Source organism: Rathayibacter sp. AY1F9, assembly GCF_002932155.1.
In the GTDB taxonomy this organism is placed as follows: domain Bacteria; phylum Actinomycetota; class Actinomycetes; order Actinomycetales; family Microbacteriaceae; genus Rathayibacter.
Genome location: NZ_PSVA01000018.1, coordinates 1 through 18,474, shown reverse-complemented (window position 1 = coordinate 18,474; position 18,474 = coordinate 1). Strand labels below are relative to the sequence as shown.

The window sequence follows — 18,474 nt, the reverse complement described above, 5'->3', positions numbered from 1 at the left end:
CGCTTCGGCGGGCGGCCCCTCTCGACGTTCCCGGGGACGCCCGGATAGCGTGGCGGCATGCCCTTCGTGAAGAGCGACCCCCGTGCCCTCCCGCAGTTCTTCGAGTGGGAGGCGGCCGGCCTGGACTGGCTGCGCGAGGCGGACGGCGGTGCGCGCTGTGTCGGGGTGGAGAGGGTGTCGCCCGGGCGCATCGAGCTGGAGGAGATCCGCTCCGCGCGACCCTCCGCCGAGTCGGCTCGGGCCTTCGGCGCCGCGCTCGCCCGGACGCACGACGCCGGAGCCGCGGCCTTCGGAGCGCCGCCCCCGGGATGGACCGGCCCCGCCTACATCGGCCGCCGCGAGATGCCGTGCCGCCCGGACGACTCGTGGGGGCGCTTCTACGCGGAGCAGCGGGTGCGGCCGTTCCTCGGCCCCGCCGTGGAGGCGGGCAACCTCACGGCAGCCGAGTCGCGGCTCGTCGACCAGGCTCTGGACCGGGTGGCGGCCGGAGCCTTCGACGACGGTGCGGGGCCCGCCAGGATCCACGGGGATCTCTGGACCGGCAACGTGCTCTGGTCGGCGGACGGCGCCGTCCTGATCGACCCCGCCGCTCACGGGGGCCACCGCGAGACCGATCTCGCGATGCTGGCCCTCTTCGGCGCTCCGCACCTCGACGCCGTCCTCGAGGGCTACCGCGAGCAGCATCCGCTGGAAGCCGGCTACGAGGAGCGGGTGCCGCTCCACCAGCTGCACCCGCTCGCCGTCCACGCCGCCGGTCACGGTCCCTCCTACGGCCGCGCCCTGGCCGACGCGGCGGAGCAGGTGATCGCACTGGCCGGCTGACCGGCGCGCCCGCACCGTTCCCCCAGCCGGGACCGCCACACTGAGGCACGCGCCGCCCTGTGCGCGTCGACAAGGAGGCATCATCGTGGATCTCGGGAAGCTCGGACGCCAGGCCGGCGAACTGCTCAACAGCCGGAAGGCCCAGGACGCGCTGCGGAGCGAGAAGGCCGAGCAGGTCTCCGACCAGACCCTCGAGAAGGCGGGCGAGATCGCCAGCCGCCTCACCAACGGCAAGTACGACGACCGCATCGAGGACCTGAAGCGCCAGGCCGACAAGCGGATCGGCAACGAGTAGCGGCTGCCGTCCGACTGCTCCTCCCTGCCGTCAAGCGGGTGCGGGCCTCGGATCCGCCGTCCTATCGTCGGATCGATGGCTGACACTCGCGCGCAACGACTCCGCAGGACCGATTCGAGCGGGCGCGGCTACACCCGGGTGCGCGCGGGCTCCGGCTTCAGCTACCGCGACCCGAAGGGCGCGACCGTCGCCGACAAGGAGCTGCGCGCGCGGTTCGACCATCTCGGCATCCCGCCGGCCTGGACGGACGTCTGGATCGCCCCGTATCCCAACGGGCACATCCAGGCCACCGGCGTCGACTCCGCCGGCCGCCGCCAGTACATCTACCATCCGACCTGGCGCGAGCAGAAGGACCGGATCAAGTTCGACCGGGCGCTGCGGCTCGCGGAGGCCCTGCCCGGGGCGCGCCGGGCCGTGACCATCGCCCTCCGCTCGGACGGACCCAGCCGCGAGCGCGCGCTGGCCACCGCCTTCCGGATGCTCGACACCGGATCGCTCCGCGTCGGCAGCGAGAGGTACGCGAAGGAGCACGGCAGCATCGGCCTCTCGACGCTCCTGTGCGCGCACGCCACGACCCACGGGGACCGGGTCGCCCTCGCCTTCCCCGGGAAGAGCCATCAGGCGTGGACGAGCGAGATCCTCGACCACGACCTCTCGCGCGTCGTCCGTGCTCTCAAGCGTCGCGGGCCGAACGCCCGCCTGCTCGCCTGGAAGGACGGGCGGGAGTGGCGGCCGATCTCGGCGCCCGAGATCAACGACTACGTGCGCGAGCGCGCCGGCGACGACTTCACGGCGAAGGACTTCCGCACTCTGCACGGCACGGTCGCGGCCGCGCTGAGCCTGGCGAAGTCGGGCCCGCAGGCCACGCAGCGCGCTCGGAACTCCGCGATCGCCCAGGCGATGCGCGACGCCTCGGACGTGCTCGGGAACACGCCGACGGTCGCCCGCGCCAGCTACGTCGACCCGCGGCTGCTCGACCACTTCCGCGCCGGCGAGACCATCGACGCGTCGCGCCCCGCGTCGGCCGAGACCGCCGTCCGGGCGCTGCTCTTCGAGTAGCGGGGGAGGCGCTCCGACCCGCGCTGCTGCTCGGAGCGACCGGCTCCCCAGGGCCGTCACGACGTGCTCGCGTAGGAGCCCTCCGGCGCGACACGCCCGGGTTGCAGGGGTGGGGCATCTGTGGGAGACTCTTCTAGTTCAAAATTTCCTCTCGGGCGGCGTGCTGCTCGGAGGGGGACACTGCCAGGCAGTGCCGAGACGGCATCGCGGAGGCTCGACCCGAGAGGGCGGCCGCGCGGGTGCGACGTCGAGGCGGCGGGTAGCAGAACGACAACAACCGACATCTCAACGGGTTCTCCGTGCGTCGTGCGTTCTGCACGCCGATCGGAGCGCTCCGAGGGTGCGGTGCTTTTGACAGAAGAACACTGGTTGCACTTTTCCGGGTCACCGGAGTTCCTTCGCGAGCGCGTCCAATGCGAGACGAGTCCGGCTCCGGCCGGGGGAGTCGCGTACGACGCAATAACAAGAGAGTGAGAGATCACACATGGCGGGACAGAAGATCCGCATCCGACTGAAGTCGTACGACCACGAGGTCATCGACACGTCGGCGCGCAAGATCGTCGACACGGTCACCCGTGCCGGTGCAACGGTGGTCGGCCCCGTGCCGCTGCCGACCGAGAAGAACGTGGTCTGCGTGATCCGTTCTCCCCACAAGTACAAGGACAGCCGCGAGCACTTCGAGATGCGCACCCACAAGCGCCTCATCGACATCATCGACCCGACGCCCAAGGCCGTCGACTCGCTCATGCGCCTCGACCTGCCGGCCGACGTCAACATCGAGATCAAGCTCTAAGGAGGAGTGCCACCATGTCTGTCACTGTTTCCCCCACGCTGAAGACCAGCAAGGGCCTCCTCGGCACCAAGCTCGGAATGACCCAGGTCTGGGACGAGAACAACAAGCTCGTGCCGGTCACCGTCATCGAGATCAGCCCCAACGTCGTGACCCAGGTCCGCACGGAGGAGAAGGACGGCTACACCGCCGTCCAGCTCGCCGCCGGTGCGATCGACCCGCGCAAGGTGAACAAGCCCGCCGCCGGTCACTTCGACGCCGCGGGCGTCACCCCCCGCCGCCACCTCACCGAGGTCCGCACCTCCGACGCCGCCGACTACTCGGCAGGCCAGGAGCTGACCGTGGACGCCGTCTTCGAGGCCGGCACCAAGGTCGACGTCGTCGGCACCAGCAAGGGCAAGGGCTTCGCCGGCGTCATGAAGCGTCACAACTTCAAGGGCGTCTCGGCTTCGCACGGTTCGCACCGCAACCACCGCAAGCCCGGCTCCATCGGCGCCTCCTCGACCCCCAGCCGTGTCTTCAAGGGCATGCGCATGGCCGGTCGCATGGGTGGCGAGCGCGTCACCGTGCTCAACCTCAAGGTGCACTCCGTCGACGCCGAGAAGGGCCTGCTGCTCGTCAAGGGCGCCGTTCCCGGTGCCCGCGGTCGCCTCGTGTTCGTTCGCAACGCCGTGAAGGGAGCGTAGTTCCATGGCTACCTCTGTCGACATCATCGACGTCAAGGGCCAGAAGGCGGGCTCGGTCGAGCTCCCCGCCGCGCTCTTCGACGTCCAGACCAACATCCCCCTCATCCACCAGGTCGTCGTGGCCCAGCTCGCCGCGGCGCGCCAGGGAACCCACAAGACGAAGAACCGCGGTGAGGTCTCCGGAGCCGGTCGCAAGCCGTTCAAGCAGAAGGGAACCGGTCGCGCTCGTCAGGGCTCGATCCGCGCCCCGCACATGACCGGCGGTGGCGTGGTCCACGGACCGACCCCCCGCAGCTACGCGCAGCGCACCCCCAAGAAGATGATCGCCGCGGCTCTGCTCGGTGCTCTCTCGGACCGCGCCCGCGGTGCCCGCATCCACGTGGTCGAGTCCCTCGCCCTCGGCGACACCCCCCGGACCAAGGACGTCCTCGTCCTGCTCGACGCCCTCTCGGTGTCGCGCAACGTCCTCGTGGTGCTCGAGCGCGACGACTACATCGCCGAGCTCTCGCTCCGCAACGTGCCGTTCGTGCACATCCTGCCGGCCGACCAGCTCAATGCGTACGACGTGCTCGTCTCCGACGACATCGTGTTCTCGAAGGGCGCGCTCGACGCGTTCATCGCGGCCAAGTCGGGCGTCGAGTCCAACAAGGAAGAGGTGAACGCATGAGCCAGTCCGCCGCGTTCAACAAGGACCCCCGCGACGTCATCATCTCCCCGGTGGTCTCGGAGAAGTCCTACGGCCTGATCGACGAGGGCAAGTACACCTTCGTGGTCGACCCGCGTTCGAACAAGACCGAGATCAAGCTCGCCATCGAGAAGATCTTCGGCGTCGAGGTCGCGTCGATCAACACGCTGAACCGCCAGGGCAAGACCCGCCGCACGAAGTTCGGCACCGGCAAGCGCAAGGACACCAAGCGCGCGATCGTCACGCTGAAGTCCGGCTCCATCGACATCTTCACGAGCGTCGGCTGAGCCGAAGAAGCGTAGAGGAAACAGACAATGGCTATTCGTAAGTACAAGCCCACGACCCCCGGTCGCCGCGGCTCCAGCGTTGCCGACTTCGCCGAGATCACCCGCTCGACGCCCGAGAAGTCGCTCCTGCGCCCGCTGTCCAAGACCGGTGGCCGCAACAACTCCGGCCGCATCACGACGCGTCACATCGGTGGTGGCCACAAGCGCCAGTACCGTCTGATCGACTTCCGTCGCAACGACAAGGACGGCGTCAACGCCAAGGTCGCTCACATCGAGTACGACCCCAACCGCACGGCGCGCATCGCGCTGCTCCACTTCGTGGACGGCACCAAGCGCTACATCCTGGCCCCGAACAAGCTCTCGCAGGGCGACGTCGTGGAGTCGGGCGCCGGAGCCGACATCAAGCCCGGCAACAACCTGCCGCTGCGCAACATCCCGACCGGTACGGTCATCCACGCCATCGAGATCAAGCCGGGAGGCGGCGCCAAGCTCGCCCGCTCGGCCGGCACCTCGGTCCGCCTCGTCGCCAAGGACGGCCCCTACGCGCAGCTCCGCCTGCCGTCGGGCGAGATCCGCAACGTCGATGCGCGCTGCCGCGCCACGATCGGCGAGGTCGGCAACGCCGAGCAGTCGAACATCAACTGGGGCAAGGCCGGCCGCATGCGCTGGAAGGGCGTCCGCCCGACCGTCCGCGGTGTCGCGATGAACCCGGTCGACCACCCGCACGGTGGTGGAGAGGGCAAGACCTCCGGTGGACGCCACCCGGTCAGCCCGTGGGGTCAGTCCGAGGGACGCACCCGTCGCCCCAACAAGGAGAGCGACAAGCTCATCGTTCGCCGCCGCACCGCCGGTAAGAAGCGCAAGTAGGAGTTGTAGAAGATGCCTCGCAGTCTCAAGAAGGGCCCCTTCGTTGACGACCACCTGCTCCGCAAGGTGTTCACGGCCAACGAAGCCGGCAACAAGAACGTCATCAAGACCTGGTCGCGCCGTTCGATGATCATCCCGGCGATGCTGGGCCACACCATCGCGGTCCACGACGGTCGCAAGCACATCCCCGTGTTCGTGACCGAGACCATGGTCGGCCACAAGCTCGGCGAGTTCGCCCCCACTCGGACCTTCCGCGGTCACGAGAAGGACGACAAGAAGGGCCGTCGCCGCTGACGCGGCGACGAGAAGGAGGAGAGAAATGGTGGAGTCGATCGCACGCGTGCGACACATCCGCGTCACCCCCCAGAAGGCTCGCCGTGTCGTGAACCTGATCCGCGGGAAGCAGGCTCAGGAGGCACTGGCCATCCTGAAGTTCGCGCCGCAGGGTGCGTCCGAGCCCGTCTACAAGCTCGTCGCCTCGGCGATGGCCAACGCTCGCGTCAAGGCCGATGCCTCGAACGAGTACCTCGACGACCAGGACCTGATCGTGTCCCGCGCCTTCGTCGATGAGGGAACCACCCTCAAGCGATTCCAGCCCCGTGCTCAGGGTCGTGCCTTCCGCATCAACAAGCGCACCAGCCACATCACCGTCGTGCTGGCCACTCCTGAGGAGGGGACCAAGTAATGGGTCAGAAAGTAAACCCCTACGGTTTCCGTCTGGGAATCACCACCGACCACGTGTCGCGCTGGTTCTCCGACAGCACCAAGAAGGGCCAGCGGTACAGCGACTACCTCGCCGAGGACGTCAAGATCCGCCGACTCCTCGCCACGCAGCTCGACCGTGCGGGCGTCGCCCGCATCGAGATCGAGCGCACCCGTGACCGCGTCCGCGTCGACATCCACACCGCCCGCCCGGGCATCGTGATCGGCCGCCGCGGCGCCGAGGCCGAGCGCATCCGCGCCGACCTCGAGAAGCTCACGGGCAAGCAGATCCAGCTGAACATCCTCGAGGTCAAGAACCCCGAGGCCGAGGCGCAGCTGGTCGCCCAGGGCATCGCCGAGCAGCTCTCCGCCCGCGTGGCCTTCCGCCGCGCGATGCGCAAGGGCCTGCAGGGTGCTCAGCGCGCCGGCGCCAAGGGCGTCCGCATCCAGGTCTCCGGCCGCCTCGGCGGCGCCGAGATGAGCCGCTCGGAGTTCTACCGCGAGGGACGCGTGCCGCTGCACACCCTCCGCGCGAACATCGACTACGGCTTCTACGAGGCGAAGACCACCTTCGGCCGCATCGGCGTGAAGGTCTGGATCTACAAGGGCGACATCACCAACAAGGAGCTCGCCCGCGAGCAGGCGAACAGCAAGTCGTCGCGCCCCGAGCGCAGCGACCGTCCGCGCCGTGCACCCCGCCAGCAGAGCGAGGCGCCCGTCGCAGCAGGAGTTGAGGCATAACCATGTTGATTCCGCGTCGAGTCAAGCACCGCAAGCAGCACCACCCGGGCCGGTCCGGCCAGGCCACCGGTGGCACCAAGGTGTCGTTCGGTGAGTTCGGCATCCAGGCCCTCACCCCCGCCTACGTGACCAACCGTCAGATCGAGTCCGCTCGTATCGCGATGACGCGTCACATCAAGCGCGGCGGAAAGGTGTGGATCAACATCTACCCCGACCGTCCGCTCACCAAGAAGCCCGCCGAGACCCGCATGGGTTCCGGTAAGGGCTCGCCGGAGTGGTGGGTCGCGAACGTCAAGCCGGGTCGCGTCCTCTTCGAGGTCGCCGGCGTCGACGAGCAGCTCGCTCGTGAGGCCATGACCCGTGCCATCCACAAGCTGCCCCTCAAGGCACGCATCATCAAGCGCGAGGAGGGAGACGCGTAATGGCGATCGGATCCAAGGAGCTCGCCCCCGCCGAGCTCGACACCTACGAGGACGAGCGTCTCGTCACCGAGCTGAAGAAGGCCAAGGAGGAGCTGTTCAACCTCCGCTTCCAGTCGGCCACCGGTCAGCTGGACACCAACGGCCGCCTGCGTGCCGTCAAGCGCGACATCGCCCGCATCTACACGGTCATCCGTGAGCGCGAGCTGGGCATCCGCGCCACCCCCGCACCCGTCGAGGCCCCGGCCAAGGCGGAGAAGAAGCCCAAGACCAAGAAGGCCGCCAAGGCCGAGGTCGAGGCGACCGAGTCGAACGAGGAGGCCAAGTAATGGCAACCGTCAATGACAGCGCCGGCCACGAGTCGGCCGCCCACGACGTGAAGGAGGCGGGCGCTCGCGGATACCGCAAGACCCGTCGCGGCTACGTCACCAGCGACAAGATGGACAAGACCATCGTCGTCGAGGTCGAGGACCGGGTGAAGCACCCGCTGTACGGCAAGGTCATCCGCCGTACGTCCAAGGTCAAGGTCCACGACGAGCTGAACTCCGCCGGCATCGGCGACTCCGTCGTCATCAGCGAGACCCGTCCCCTCAGCGCCACCAAGCGCTGGCGCCTGGTCGAGATCCTCGAGAAGGCCAAGTAGGCCGCGGCCTACTTGAGTTAGCAGGAGAGACACATGCTTCAGCAAGAATCCCGAGTCAAGGTCGCCGACAACACCGGCGCCAAGATGCTCCTCACCATCCGCGTCCTCGGAGGCTCCGGCCGCCGCTACGCGGGCCTCGGTGACATCATCGTCGCCACCGTCAAGGACGCGATCCCCGGTGGCAACGTGAAGAAGGGCGACGTGGTCAAGGCCGTCATCGTCCGCACCATCAAGCAGACCCGTCGCGCCGACGGCTCTTACATCAAGTTCGACGAGAACGCCGCCGTCATCCTCAAGAACGACGGGGACCCCCGTGGCACCCGCATCTTCGGACCGGTCGGTCGCGAGCTCCGCGACAAGAAGTTCATGAAGATCGTCTCGCTGGCACCGGAGGTTATCTAGTCATGGCCAAGATCAAGAAGGGTGACCTCGTCCAGGTCATCTCGGGCGCTACCCAGGCCCGCGGTGGAGACCGCGGCAAGCAGGGCAAGGTCCTCGAGGTGCTGGTCGAGCGCAACCGCGTCGTCGTCGAGGGCGTGAACTTCGTCAAGAAGCACGTCCGCGTCGGCCAGACGCAGCGCGGCTCGAAGGAGGGCGGCATCGAGACCGTCGAGGCCTCGATCCACATCTCCAACGTCGCGCTCGTCGACCCGAAGACCAAGAAGCCGACCCGGGTCGGCCACCGCAACGTGGCCGTCACCAAGGACGGCGTGACCAAGACCGTTCGCGTGCGCTACGCGAAGGCGTCGGGTGAGGAACTGTAATGACTGACACCACCGCAGTGGCTGCGAAGGTTCAGCCGCGGCTCAAGGCCAAGTACCAGGCCGACATCATCCCCGCTCTCAAGGAGCAGTTCGGCTTCGGCAACGTCCACCAGGTCCCCGGCCTGGTCAAGGTCGTCGTCAACACCGGTGTCGGTGAGGCCGCCCGCGACGGCAAGATCATCGACGGCGCGGTCAAGGACCTCACCGCCATCACCGGTCAGAAGCCGCAGGTCACCAAGGCCCGCAAGTCCATCGCGCAGTTCAAGCTGCGCGAGGGTCAGGCCATCGGCGCTCACGTCACCCTCCGGGGCGACCGCGCCTGGGAGTTCCTGGACCGCCTGCTCTCGGTGGCGCTGCCCCGCATCCGCGACTTCCGCGGGCTGTCGGACCGCCAGTTCGACGGCAACGGCAACTACACCTTCGGCATCACGGAGCAGTCGATCTTCCACGAGATCGACCAGGACCGCATCGACCGCGTCCGCGGCTTCGACGTGACCGTCGTGACCACCGCCAAGACCGACGACGAGGGTCGCGCGCTGCTCAAGCAGCTCGGCTTCCCGTTCAAGTCGTCGGACAACGCGTAAGCAGCAAGCCTCGAGGCCGGGGGACGGTGAGAACCGCCCTCCGGCCTCGTCGTGCGTCCGCCGCCGGACCGGTCCGTCCGGAGCCGGCGGCGGGCGCCACGCGGGATCCCCGGATCCCGTGCACGATCGGCCCTCGACCGCAGGACCTCGGCCATGTAGCATGGCTCGTTGGCCTGCGTTCGCGCGGCCGCATGGGCGTCGACGTCGTCGGCGCCGTCCCACACCACAGGTCGTCACTCTTGTAAAGGGTGCCGAAACCAGGCGAGAAAGGCACCATCAGCCATGACCATGACTGATCCGGTCGCAGATCTGCTGACCAGAATCCGTAACGCGAACTCCGCGCACCACGACTCCATCACCCTCCCGGGCTCGAAGCTCAAGGCGAACATCGCCGAGATCCTCAAGACCGAGGGCTACATCGCCGACTGGAAGGTCGAGGAGGCGCGCGTCGGCACGACGCTCTCCATCTCCCTCAAGTACGGCCCGAACCGCGAGCGCTCGATCGCCGGCATCAAGCGGGTCTCGAAGCCCGGACTCCGCGTGTACGCGAAGTCGGCCGAGATCCCCACCGTGCTCGGCGGCCTCGGCGTCGCCATCCTGTCCACCTCGAGCGGTCTCCTGACCGACCGCCAGGCCGAGAAGAAGGGCGTGGGTGGGGAAGTCCTCGCCTACGTGTGGTAACCCCTCATGTCGCGTATTGGAAGACTCCCCATCGAGATCCCGGCGGGCGTCGACGTCTCCGTCGCCGGATCCGCTGTGACCGTCAAGGGCCCCAAGGGCGAGCTGACCGTCTCGGTCGCCAGCCCCATCCAGGTGTCCGTCGAGAACGGCCAGGTGCTGGTCTCGCGTCCCGATGACGAGCGCGAGTCGCGCTCGCTCCACGGCCTCACCCGCACGCTCATCGCGAACGACATCATCGGTGTCACGCAGGGCTACTCCAAGGGCCTCGAGGTCGTCGGAACCGGTTACCGCGTGCTGGCGAAGGGCTCGGACATCGAGTTCGCGCTCGGCTTCTCGCACCCGGTCGTCGTCACCCCGCCCGCGGGCATCTCGTTCACGGTCGAGGGCAACAACAAGCTCACCGTGCACGGCATCTCGAAGCAGGCCGTCGGTGAGGTGGCCGCCAACATTCGTAAGATCCGCAAGCCCGAGCCCTACAAGGGCAAGGGCGTGCGCTACGCCGGCGAGGTCGTTCGCCGCAAGGCCGGAAAGAGCGGTAAGTGATCATGGGACTCGGAACCAGAGGAAAGAGCAAGTCCGCTGCGCGCGGTCGTCGTCACGACCGTCTGCGCAAGAAGGTCGTCGGATCCGCCGAGCGCCCCCGCCTCGTCGTCAACCGCTCGGCCCGCCACGTCTTCGTGCAGGTCGTCGACGACGCTCAGGGCCGCACCCTCGCGTCGGCGTCGACCCTCGAGGCCGACCTGCGCGTGTTCGACGGCGACAAGACCGCCAAGGCCCGCAAGGTCGGCGAGCTCGTCGCCGAGCGCGCCAAGAACGCCGGTGTCGAGGCGGTCGTCTTCGACCGCGGAGGCAACAAGTACGCCGGTCGCGTCGCCGCGATCGCCGATGGAGCACGAGAGGCAGGGCTCAACCTGTGAGCGCCGCAGAGAACAAGGAACCCGAGGTCGCCGCTGTGTCGGAGGCCCCCGTCGAGACCGCTGCGTCCACGCAGCCGCAGCAGGAGGCTCGTGAGCCCCGCCGCGGCGGCCGCGACCGCAACCAGGGTGGCCGCGACCGCGGTGGCCGTGACGCCGAGAAGAGCCAGTTCCTCGAGCGCGTCGTGACCATCAACCGCGTGTCGAAGGTCGTCAAGGGCGGCCGTCGCTTCAGCTTCACCGCGCTCGTGGTCGTCGGAGACGGCAACGGACTGGTGGGCGTCGGCTACGGCAAGGCCCGCGAGGTCCCGACCGCCATCTCCAAGGGCGTCGAGGAGGCGAAGAAGAACTTCTTCCGCGTCCCCCGCGTCGCCTCGACCATCCCGCACCCCGTCCAGGGTGAGGCCGCCGCCGGTGTGGTGCTCCTGCGCCCCGCCGCCGCGGGTACCGGTGTCATCGCCGGCGGTCCCGTCCGCGCCGTCCTCGAGTGCGCCGGCATCCACGACGTCCTGAGCAAGTCGCTCGGCTCGTCGAACACCATCAACATCGTCCACGCGACCGTCGAGGCTCTGAAGCAGCTCGAGGAGCCGCGCGCCGTCGCCGCTCGTCGTGGTCTCGACTTCGACCAGGTCGCGCCGGCACGTCTCGTCCGTGCCGAGGCCGACGCCCTCGCCGCCGCGTCCAACGCGAAGGCAGGTGCCTGATGGCCCAGCTCAAGGTGACCCAGATCAAGTCGAAGGTCAGCGAGAAGCAGTACCAGCGCGACACGCTGCGCTCGCTCGGCCTCAGGAAGATCGGTCAGAGCGTCGTCCGCGAGGACAACGCCCAGAACCGCGGATACGTGAAGACCGTCGCCCACCTGGTGAAGGTCGAGGAGATTGACTAATGGCTGAGACGAAGAAGGCCGCCGCCGCGGAGTCCACGACTCCCGCGCAGGCGACCACCACGAAGGGCGCGGCGGCGCCGGCGACCAAGGAGCACGTGCTCAAGGTCCACCACCTCCGCCCCGCTGCCGGAGCCAAGAAGGCCAAGACCCGCGTGGGTCGCGGTGAGGGCTCCAAGGGAAAGACCGCCGGTCGCGGCACCAAGGGCACCAAGGCCCGCTACCAGGTGCGCGTCGGCTTCGAGGGTGGGCAGATGCCGCTGCACATGCGCACCCCGAAGCTCCGCGGCTTCAAGAACCCGTTCCGGGTCGAGTACCAGGTCGTGAACCTGTCCGCTCTCGCGGAGCTCTACCCCCAGGGCGGCGACGTCACCATCGGCGACCTGGTCGCCAAGGGTGCTGTCCGCAAGAACGAGAAGGTCAAAGTCCTCGGGGACGGCGACATTGCGGTTAAGCTGAACGTCGCGGTCGACAAGGTCTCCAGCTCTGCCGAGCAGAAGATCGTCGCTGCGGGCGGATCCATCAAGTAGCACCAGCAGCTTGTCGGTCGAGCTTGTCACGCCGACTCCCTCCGGGAGCGCGTGGCAAGCTCGACCTGTATCCCGCACCACAGAATTGAGCAGGAGACCTTAGGTAGTGTTTGGCGCCGTTGCGCGGATCTTCCGCACCCCCGACCTCCGCCGCAAGATCGGCTTCACCCTCGCGATCGTGGCGATCTTCCGGCTGGGATCCTTCATCCCTGCTCCGTTCGTCGACTTCAGCGCCGTGCAGGCCTGTCTCGCCGGCAACCAGGGCACCTCGGGTCTCTACGAGCTCGTGAACCTCTTCAGCGGTGGAGCACTGCTCCAGCTGTCGATCTTCGCGCTCGGGATCATGCCGTACATCACGGCGTCGATCATCGTGCAGCTGCTGCGCGTGGTCATCCCTCACTTCGAGACCCTGTACAAGGAGGGGCAGTCCGGTCAGGGCAAGCTCACCCAGTACACGCGGTACCTCACCATCGCGCTCGGCGTCCTCCAGTCGACGACGCTGATCACCGTCGCCCGCTCGGGCGCCCTCTTCGGCAACTCCGGCGTCCCGGAGTGCTCGGCGCTCATCATCACCGACGAGTGGTACTCCATCCTCCTCATGGTCATCACCATGACCGCGGGCACCGGGATCATCATGTGGATGGGCGAGCTCATCACCGAGCGCGGCATCGGCAACGGCATGTCGCTGCTGATCTTCACCTCGATCGCCGCCCAGTTCCCCACCTCCCTGTGGTCGATCGCGCAGTCGCGCGGCTTCGAGACCTTCCTCCTCGTCCTCGGCGTGGGCCTCGTGCTCGTGGTCGCCGTGGTCTTCGTGGAGCAGTCTCAGCGGCGGATCCCCGTGCAGTACGCCAAGCGGATGGTCGGCCGCCGCACCTACGGCGGCAACAACACCTACATCCCGATCAAGGTCAACATGGCCGGCGTCGTGCCCGTCATCTTCGCCTCGTCGCTGCTGTACCTGCCCGCGCTCATCGCGCAGTTCAACCAGCCCGCCGCTGGCCAGGAGGCCCCGGTCTGGGTCACCTGGATCACGAACTACCTCACCAAGGGCGATCACCCGCTCTACATGGCGCTGTACTTCCTCCTGATCGTGGGCTTCACCTACTTCTACGTCGCGATCACCTTCAACCCGGACGAGGTCGCCGACAACATGAAGCGCTACGGCGGCTTCATCCCCGGCATCCGCGCCGGCCGCCCGACCGCCGAGTACCTCAACTACGTGCTCACCCGGGTGACGCTGCCCGGGTCGGTCTACCTCGGCCTCATCGCGCTCGTGCCCCTCGTGGCCCTCGCGCTGGTCGGTGCGAACCAGAACTTCCCCTTCGGCGGCACGTCCATCCTGATCATCGTCGGAGTCGGCCTGGAGACGGTGAAGCAGATCGACTCCCAGCTGCAGCAGCGCCACTACGAAGGACTCCTCCGATGACGTCGCACCCGATCGGCTTCCGTCTCCTGCTGATCGGCCCTCCCGGCGCAGGCAAGGGGACCCAGGCCGCTCGGCTGAGCGACATCCTCCGGGTGCCCGCCATCTCGACCGGGGACATCTTCCGCGCGAACGTCGCCAACGAGACCGAGCTCGGTCTCCAGGCGAAGGCCTACCTCGACAACGGGCGCTACGTGCCGGACGAGCTGACCAACGCGATCGTGCACGACCGCCTCCAGGAGGCGGACGCGTCGACCGGGTTCCTGCTCGACGGCTACCCGCGCACCACGGAGCAGGTCGACGAGCTCGACCGCATCCTCGCCGCGGACGACAACCGGCTCGACGCGGTCGTCCAGCTGACGGCCGATCCCGACGAGGTCGTCGGCCGCCTGCTCAAGCGCTCGCTCGAGCAGGGGCGCAGCGACGACACCGAGGACGTCATCCGGCGCCGACTCGCGCTCTACGAGGAGCAGACCGCTCCGCTCATCGACGTCTACGCGGCCCGCGGGCTCGTGGTCGTGGTCGACGGCCTCGGGCCGGTCGACGAGGTGACCGAGCGGACCGTCGTCGCCCTCGAGGGCCACCGCGTGGGCCGCCTCGACACCCCGGCCGCCTGAGCCGTGGCGTTCCGCTCCTCGCTCTACAAGACGCCCGCGCAGCTGCGGTCGATGCTCGCTCCGGGCCTCGCCACGGCCGCCTCGCTCGACGCGGTCCGCGCGGCGGTCCGCCCGGGCGTCACCACGCTCGAGCTCGACGCGATCGCCGAGGCGGCGATCGTCGCGCTCGGCGGCCACTCGAACTTCCAGCTCGTCCCGGGCTACCGGCACACGATCTGCGCCTCGGTCAACGACGAGGTGGTCCACGGCATCCCCGGCGGGCGCGTGCTCGAGCCGGGCGACCTGGTCTCCATCGACAGCGGCGCCGAGATCGACGGCTGGAACGGCGACTCCGCGATGACGGTGGTCCTGCCCGATCCCTCCCGCCCGGAGGAGGTCGCGGCACGCGCCGAGCTCTCGCGGGTGACCGAGGGATCCCTGTGGCGGGGGATCGCCGCCCTCGCCTCCGCCCGCCATCTCAACGAGGTCGGCGCGGCGATCGAGGAGTACATCGAGGACGAGGCCGAGCGCTCGGGCCGCGTCTACGGCATCCTCACCGACTACATCGGCCACGGCATCGGGCGCACCATGCACGAGGCTCCGCCGGTCTTCAACTACCGGGTGCGCCAGCGCGGCCCCGAGGTGAAGCCGGGACTCGTCGTCGCGATCGAGCCGATGGTCACCGCGGGCAGCGCCGAGACCTTCGTCCGCGAGGACGAGTGGACGGTCGCGACCGAGGACAGCAGCATGGCCGCCCACTGGGAGCACTCCGTCGCCGTGCACCACGACGGCATCTGGGTCACCACGCTCGCCGACGGCGGCGCGGCCGGCCTCGCCCCCTACGGGATCGTGCCGACGCCCTTCGCGTAAAGGCCCCCAGCTCAGAGCTCCTCCGATCCGATGCGGAGGGAGGGTGCTGTCGTCCTCTCGCGACTGGCTCGGGTCTGGCGGGCGCCCGCAGGGCGCGGGATGGCGCGAGAGGACGACAGCACCCTCTCGATCCCTGTCTGAGCGGACAGTCAGCTGTCGATCACCCGCACCAGCTCCTCGATGAAGCCGCCGAAGTCCGTGGAGCGCCGGATGAGGCGCTGCACCTCCGCCCGGTCGGCGAACACCTCGACGAACTGGTCGAACACCGACTGGAAGGTGCTGCGGCCGGCCGAGGCGAACGCGATCATCGCGATCACGTTCACCCGCTGCTCGCCCCACTCCATCGCGGTGTCGTTCACGACGATCGCGATGGAGGTGCGGCGGGCGCTCATCGCCATCGCGTGCGGGACCGCGAGGTTGTCGGTGAACGCCGTGGAGCTCATCCGCTCGCGCTCGATGGCGCCGTCGACGTAGTCCTCGTCGATGATGCCGCCGGCGATCATCCGCTCGCCCAGCATCCGGATCATCGCCGCCTCGTCGCGCGCGTGCACGTTGCGGAAGAACAGCTCCTCGTCGAAGAACTGCAGCAGCTCGTCCTTGATCTGCGCGCGGCGGCGGTGCCGGCGGACGCGGGCGATGGCCCGGCGCACCGTCTCGACGTCGTGGTCGGTGAGGAACGGCTGCACGACTACGACGTCATCGGACGCGGGGCGCTCGTCGATCGTGGTGATCACGAGGTCGGCGGTGAGCCGGTCCCAGTCGACGTCGCTCCGCGTGATCAGCGAGCGCACCTCCACCTCGGTGCCGAGCGAGCGCTCGACGCGCAGGCGCAGCATGTGAGCGAGGTCGTAGTAGTTGGGGCAGACGATCACGCAGGACAGACGCTCCTCCCGCCGGGACACCCGCTCGAGGAACGAGCCGACGTGGAGGGCGATGTAGGCGATCTCGTCCTCGTTGACCACGACGCCCCGCCGGCGCTGCAGCCCGCTCGCCAGGAACACGGCGATCTCGTAGGTCATCGGGTAGCTGGTCTTGATCGAGCGGGTGAGCGGGTTGCGAGAGTAGCCGCCCTCGGCGGCCCGGGCGATCAGGTTCCGCACGTGCAGGGCGAGGCGGACGATGAAGCCCTCGTCGTCGAGGTCGACCAGGTACTCGCGGTTGACGTCGGCGACGAGCTCGCGGACGACGGCGAGGTCCTCCGGGTCGAGGTAGTTCTCGACCACGGCGGCGACCGGCTCGTTCTGCCCGGGCGTCGCCACCCGCGTCGTCATCAGGATCGCGAGCTGGGCGAGCTCGGCGTCGGTCAGGCGCGTCGCGAAGTGCCGCTCCACCAGCTCCGCCAGCAGGGCCGCGAGCTCGCCGTGGATCGCGGGGGAGGGGCGGGAGCCGGAGGGGTCCCCGATGCCCCGGGCGACGCGGTCGACGGCGATCGCGATGTGGAGGAGGACGCTGTTCACGCCGTAGTCGTTGATGTAGTAGCCGCGGGTCTCGAGCTCGGCCAGCAGCTCGGTCTTGAAGGCGCCGAGGCCGGGGGAGGCGAACTCGCGCTGGACGTCGTCGAGCGTGAAGACGCCCTGCGCGCTCTCGTCGCGGAACATCCGCGAGATCAGGCGGCGGCGGGCCTCCTCGCTGCCCTCGAGGCGCACCGACGGGCCGCGCCGGACCAGCCCGAGGCCGGCCTCGTCGGCGAGGGCCTTCACCCGGCGCAGATCGGCGTCGACGGTCGACTCGCTCACCGACAGCGCGTCGGCGAGGGCGAAGACGTCCAGGCCCTCGTCGGAGTCGACCAGGCGGCGGACGATGCTGTACAGCCGGTCGCGCGGGGTGTCGGGCTCGACGTCGCGGCTGCGCTGCGCCTCCAGGTAGGCCGCGTACGCCTCGCGCGCGAGCCGGTAGCCGTTCGCGGAGGACTCGACCGGCTCCAGCGGGGCGGCCTGCGCCTTCACCGCGGTGACGTAGCTCCGGACGCTGCGGGTGGTGACTCCGAGCCTGTCGGCGAGCTCGTGCGCCGTCACCCAGCCGTCGGCGCGGGAGAGGTACTCCAGCAGTCGTTCGCGGTTGTCAGGCATCAGGCTCCAGGCGTGCGGTCGGGGCGGGCGCCGGGAGCGCCACGACCCTGCCGCGGGCCCGCAGGACGCGGGCGGCGAGTCGTACGTCCCGTCAGTCAATCACCCCGGCGACGCGCCCGGGAGCCCCCGCGCCGCGGGTGGAAGGGGCCGTCTTCCGCCCCCGCGGAAGATTGTCTGCTGGAGGGTGCCGCCCCTCCGAGGGGATGCTTGGATGAATCACGACCCGGACGCGAGGAGGCGAACGAGGTGCGGAAGATCCTGATCGTCTGCGGTGCAGGCGCGTCGAGCACGTTCCTGGCCCACCGGCTGCGAGCGGGCGCGAAGGAGCGCGGCATGGATGCCGTGTTCCGCTCCGAGACCCTCACCGGTCTCGACCACTCCCTCCCCGAGGCCGACGTCCTCCTCGTGGGGCCGCACCTCGAGTCGCAGTTCGACGGACTCCGCCACCGTGCGGAGCTCGTGGGAGCCGCGGCCGCCCTCCTCCCGCCCGATGTCTTCGGAGCGCACGGTGCCGATGCCGTGCTCGAGACCCTGCCCGTCCTCTTCGCCGCTCGCGCGGTCGTCGCAGGCGCGGACGGGGACTCCTCCACCCGCCCGGTCCGTCCGGGCGAGCCCGACTCCGGGCACCACTGATGCAGTCGCGACTGCAGGATCAAGGAGAAACGTTCATGGTCGAGCGCACCGTGCAGGTTGCATCGTCGAAGGGCCTCCACGCCCGCCCCGCCTCGCTCTTCAGCCAGGCCGCGGCGAAGTCGGGTCAGAAGGTCCTCGTCGCCAAGGGCGACGCGACCCCGGTCAACGCCGCGTCGATCCTCGGGATCATCTCGCTCGGCATCGAGCACGGCGACGAGCTCACCGTCAGCGTCGAGGGCGACAACGAGCAGGCCGTGCTCGAGGAGCTCGCGACCTTCCTCACCACCGACCACGACGCGTGACGCGGAGCGTCACGCAAGGCGGCCGGCCCCGGCGCCCACGGCGCCGGTAGCCGCGGCAGCCCCTGGAGCGTGACGTCGACTCTCACTGGGTCGCACCAAGCGCCTGCGGGACCCGGCCCCGCCCTCTGCCGGCCCGCTCGCCGCGGTGGCGGATCGTCGCGGCGGTGGCGGAGAGCGACGAGACGGCGCGCTCCTCCTCCTGGGCGACGCTGCGGGTGCTGGCGGT

The 18,474-nt window shown here is 69.1% G+C and carries 29 protein-coding genes; 28 read left to right on the top strand and 1 reads right to left on the bottom strand.

Features of this window, described 5'->3' with window-relative positions:
• Positions 1-57 precede the first annotated feature (57 nt).
• The 26 genes from C5C37_RS11930 to map all read left to right on the top strand — a co-directional run bounded on the left by C5C37_RS11930 (position 58) and on the right by map (position 15,244).
• A complete protein-coding gene (locus C5C37_RS11930; protein ID WP_104338974.1) occupies positions 58-822 on the top strand; it encodes a fructosamine kinase family protein in 765 nt (254 codons plus the stop codon).
• 85 nt (positions 823-907) lie between these two features.
• Positions 908-1,117 (top strand): antitoxin, encoded by a 210-nt coding sequence (locus C5C37_RS11925; RefSeq protein ID WP_159939075.1) that lies wholly within the window; start codon positions 908-910, stop codon positions 1,115-1,117.
• Between the two features lie 75 nt (positions 1,118-1,192).
• Complete coding sequence (locus tag C5C37_RS11920; RefSeq protein ID WP_104224567.1) at positions 1,193-2,176, top strand: DNA topoisomerase IB; 984 nt, start codon at positions 1,193-1,195, stop codon at positions 2,174-2,176.
• 484 nt (positions 2,177-2,660) lie between these two features.
• Complete coding sequence (gene rpsJ, locus C5C37_RS11915; protein ID WP_005050520.1) at positions 2,661-2,969, top strand: 30S ribosomal protein S10; 309 nt, start codon at positions 2,661-2,663, stop codon at positions 2,967-2,969.
• A 14-nt stretch (positions 2,970-2,983) separates the two neighbouring features.
• Positions 2,984-3,652: a 50S ribosomal protein L3 gene (gene rplC, locus C5C37_RS11910; protein WP_104224566.1), complete on the top strand. Its 669-nt coding sequence runs from the start codon at positions 2,984-2,986 to the stop codon at positions 3,650-3,652.
• A 4-nt stretch (positions 3,653-3,656) separates the two neighbouring features.
• A complete protein-coding gene (gene rplD / locus C5C37_RS11905) occupies positions 3,657-4,319 on the top strand; it encodes a 50S ribosomal protein L4 (protein ID WP_104224565.1) in 663 nt (220 codons plus the stop codon).
• Positions 4,316-4,624 carry a 50S ribosomal protein L23 gene (gene rplW / locus C5C37_RS11900; protein WP_068209445.1) on the top strand — a complete coding sequence of 103 codons (309 nt, stop codon included), beginning with the start codon at positions 4,316-4,318 and terminating at the stop codon, positions 4,622-4,624. Before rplD ends, rplW begins: the two co-directional genes overlap by 4 nt.
• A 27-nt stretch (positions 4,625-4,651) precedes the next feature.
• Positions 4,652-5,491 carry a 50S ribosomal protein L2 gene (gene rplB / locus C5C37_RS11895; protein WP_068251462.1) on the top strand — a complete coding sequence of 280 codons (840 nt, stop codon included), beginning with the start codon at positions 4,652-4,654 and terminating at the stop codon, positions 5,489-5,491.
• 12 nt (positions 5,492-5,503) lie between these two features.
• The gene (gene rpsS, locus C5C37_RS11890) at positions 5,504-5,785 is read left to right on the top strand and encodes a 30S ribosomal protein S19 (RefSeq protein WP_055787078.1); all 282 of its coding nucleotides are present in this window, start codon (positions 5,504-5,506) and stop codon (positions 5,783-5,785) included.
• Between the two features lie 25 nt (positions 5,786-5,810).
• On the top strand, positions 5,811-6,176 hold the full coding sequence (rplV, locus tag C5C37_RS11885; RefSeq protein ID WP_077221988.1) for a 50S ribosomal protein L22: 366 nt from the start codon (positions 5,811-5,813) through the stop codon (positions 6,174-6,176).
• A complete protein-coding gene (rpsC, locus tag C5C37_RS11880) occupies positions 6,176-6,934 on the top strand; it encodes a 30S ribosomal protein S3 (protein ID WP_068209439.1) in 759 nt (252 codons plus the stop codon). Before rplV ends, rpsC begins: the two co-directional genes overlap by 1 nt.
• Positions 6,935-6,936: 2 nt before the next feature.
• Positions 6,937-7,356, top strand: coding sequence for a 50S ribosomal protein L16 (rplP, locus tag C5C37_RS11875; protein WP_068209436.1), 420 nt, complete (start codon positions 6,937-6,939; stop codon positions 7,354-7,356).
• Entirely contained in the window at positions 7,356-7,682 is a 327-nt protein-coding gene (gene rpmC / locus C5C37_RS11870; RefSeq protein ID WP_104224564.1) for a 50S ribosomal protein L29, read from the top strand. Before rplP ends, rpmC begins: the two co-directional genes overlap by 1 nt.
• On the top strand, positions 7,682-7,996 hold the full coding sequence (gene rpsQ, locus C5C37_RS11865) for a 30S ribosomal protein S17 (protein WP_104224563.1): 315 nt from the start codon (positions 7,682-7,684) through the stop codon (positions 7,994-7,996). Before rpmC ends, rpsQ begins: the two co-directional genes overlap by 1 nt.
• A gap of 33 nt (positions 7,997-8,029) precedes the next feature.
• Positions 8,030-8,398, top strand: coding sequence for a 50S ribosomal protein L14 (gene rplN / locus C5C37_RS11860; protein ID WP_104224562.1), 369 nt, complete (start codon positions 8,030-8,032; stop codon positions 8,396-8,398).
• 2 nt (positions 8,399-8,400) lie between these two features.
• Positions 8,401-8,760, top strand: coding sequence for a 50S ribosomal protein L24 (gene rplX, locus C5C37_RS11855; protein ID WP_104224561.1), 360 nt, complete (start codon positions 8,401-8,403; stop codon positions 8,758-8,760).
• Entirely contained in the window at positions 8,760-9,344 is a 585-nt protein-coding gene (gene rplE / locus C5C37_RS11850) for a 50S ribosomal protein L5 (RefSeq protein ID WP_068209425.1), read from the top strand. The genes rplX and rplE overlap by 1 nt, the downstream gene beginning before the upstream one ends.
• 282 nt (positions 9,345-9,626) lie before the next feature.
• Positions 9,627-10,025 carry a 30S ribosomal protein S8 gene (rpsH, locus tag C5C37_RS11845; protein WP_068209423.1) on the top strand — a complete coding sequence of 133 codons (399 nt, stop codon included), beginning with the start codon at positions 9,627-9,629 and terminating at the stop codon, positions 10,023-10,025.
• A gap of 6 nt (positions 10,026-10,031) precedes the next feature.
• A complete protein-coding gene (gene rplF, locus C5C37_RS11840) occupies positions 10,032-10,568 on the top strand; it encodes a 50S ribosomal protein L6 (RefSeq protein ID WP_104224560.1) in 537 nt (178 codons plus the stop codon).
• A 2-nt stretch (positions 10,569-10,570) separates the two neighbouring features.
• Positions 10,571-10,942, top strand: coding sequence for a 50S ribosomal protein L18 (rplR, locus tag C5C37_RS11835; RefSeq protein WP_056037296.1), 372 nt, complete (start codon positions 10,571-10,573; stop codon positions 10,940-10,942).
• Entirely contained in the window at positions 10,939-11,643 is a 705-nt protein-coding gene (gene rpsE / locus C5C37_RS11830; protein WP_104224559.1) for a 30S ribosomal protein S5, read from the top strand. Before rplR ends, rpsE begins: the two co-directional genes overlap by 4 nt.
• Positions 11,643-11,825 (top strand): 50S ribosomal protein L30, encoded by a 183-nt coding sequence (gene rpmD / locus C5C37_RS11825; protein WP_181024623.1) that lies wholly within the window; start codon positions 11,643-11,645, stop codon positions 11,823-11,825. The genes rpsE and rpmD overlap by 1 nt, the downstream gene beginning before the upstream one ends.
• A complete protein-coding gene (rplO, locus tag C5C37_RS11820; protein ID WP_104226755.1) occupies positions 11,825-12,352 on the top strand; it encodes a 50S ribosomal protein L15 in 528 nt (175 codons plus the stop codon). Before rpmD ends, rplO begins: the two co-directional genes overlap by 1 nt.
• A 106-nt stretch (positions 12,353-12,458) precedes the next feature.
• A complete protein-coding gene (secY, locus tag C5C37_RS11815; RefSeq protein ID WP_104224557.1) occupies positions 12,459-13,781 on the top strand; it encodes a preprotein translocase subunit SecY in 1,323 nt (440 codons plus the stop codon).
• Positions 13,778-14,395 (top strand): adenylate kinase, encoded by a 618-nt coding sequence (locus tag C5C37_RS11810; RefSeq protein WP_181027194.1) that lies wholly within the window; start codon positions 13,778-13,780, stop codon positions 14,393-14,395. The genes secY and C5C37_RS11810 overlap by 4 nt, the downstream gene beginning before the upstream one ends.
• Positions 14,396-14,398: 3 nt before the next feature.
• Positions 14,399-15,244, top strand: coding sequence for a type I methionyl aminopeptidase (gene map, locus C5C37_RS11805; RefSeq protein ID WP_104226753.1), 846 nt, complete (start codon positions 14,399-14,401; stop codon positions 15,242-15,244).
• A 149-nt stretch (positions 15,245-15,393) separates the two neighbouring features.
• Here the strand turns inward: map and C5C37_RS11800 are convergent, their stop codons facing one another.
• Positions 15,394-17,313 (bottom strand): BglG family transcription antiterminator, encoded by a 1,920-nt coding sequence (locus tag C5C37_RS11800; RefSeq protein WP_104260916.1) that lies wholly within the window; start codon positions 17,311-17,313, stop codon positions 15,394-15,396.
• A gap of 207 nt (positions 17,314-17,520) precedes the next feature.
• Between C5C37_RS11800 and C5C37_RS17560 the strand changes: the two genes are divergently transcribed.
• Together C5C37_RS17560 and C5C37_RS11790 are read left to right on the top strand one after the other, a co-directional pair.
• On the top strand, positions 17,521-17,946 hold the full coding sequence (locus C5C37_RS17560) for a PTS sugar transporter subunit IIB (protein ID WP_181065531.1): 426 nt from the start codon (positions 17,521-17,523) through the stop codon (positions 17,944-17,946).
• Between the two features lie 35 nt (positions 17,947-17,981).
• Positions 17,982-18,248, top strand: coding sequence for an HPr family phosphocarrier protein (locus C5C37_RS11790; protein WP_104224553.1), 267 nt, complete (start codon positions 17,982-17,984; stop codon positions 18,246-18,248).
• Positions 18,249-18,474 lie beyond the last annotated feature (226 nt).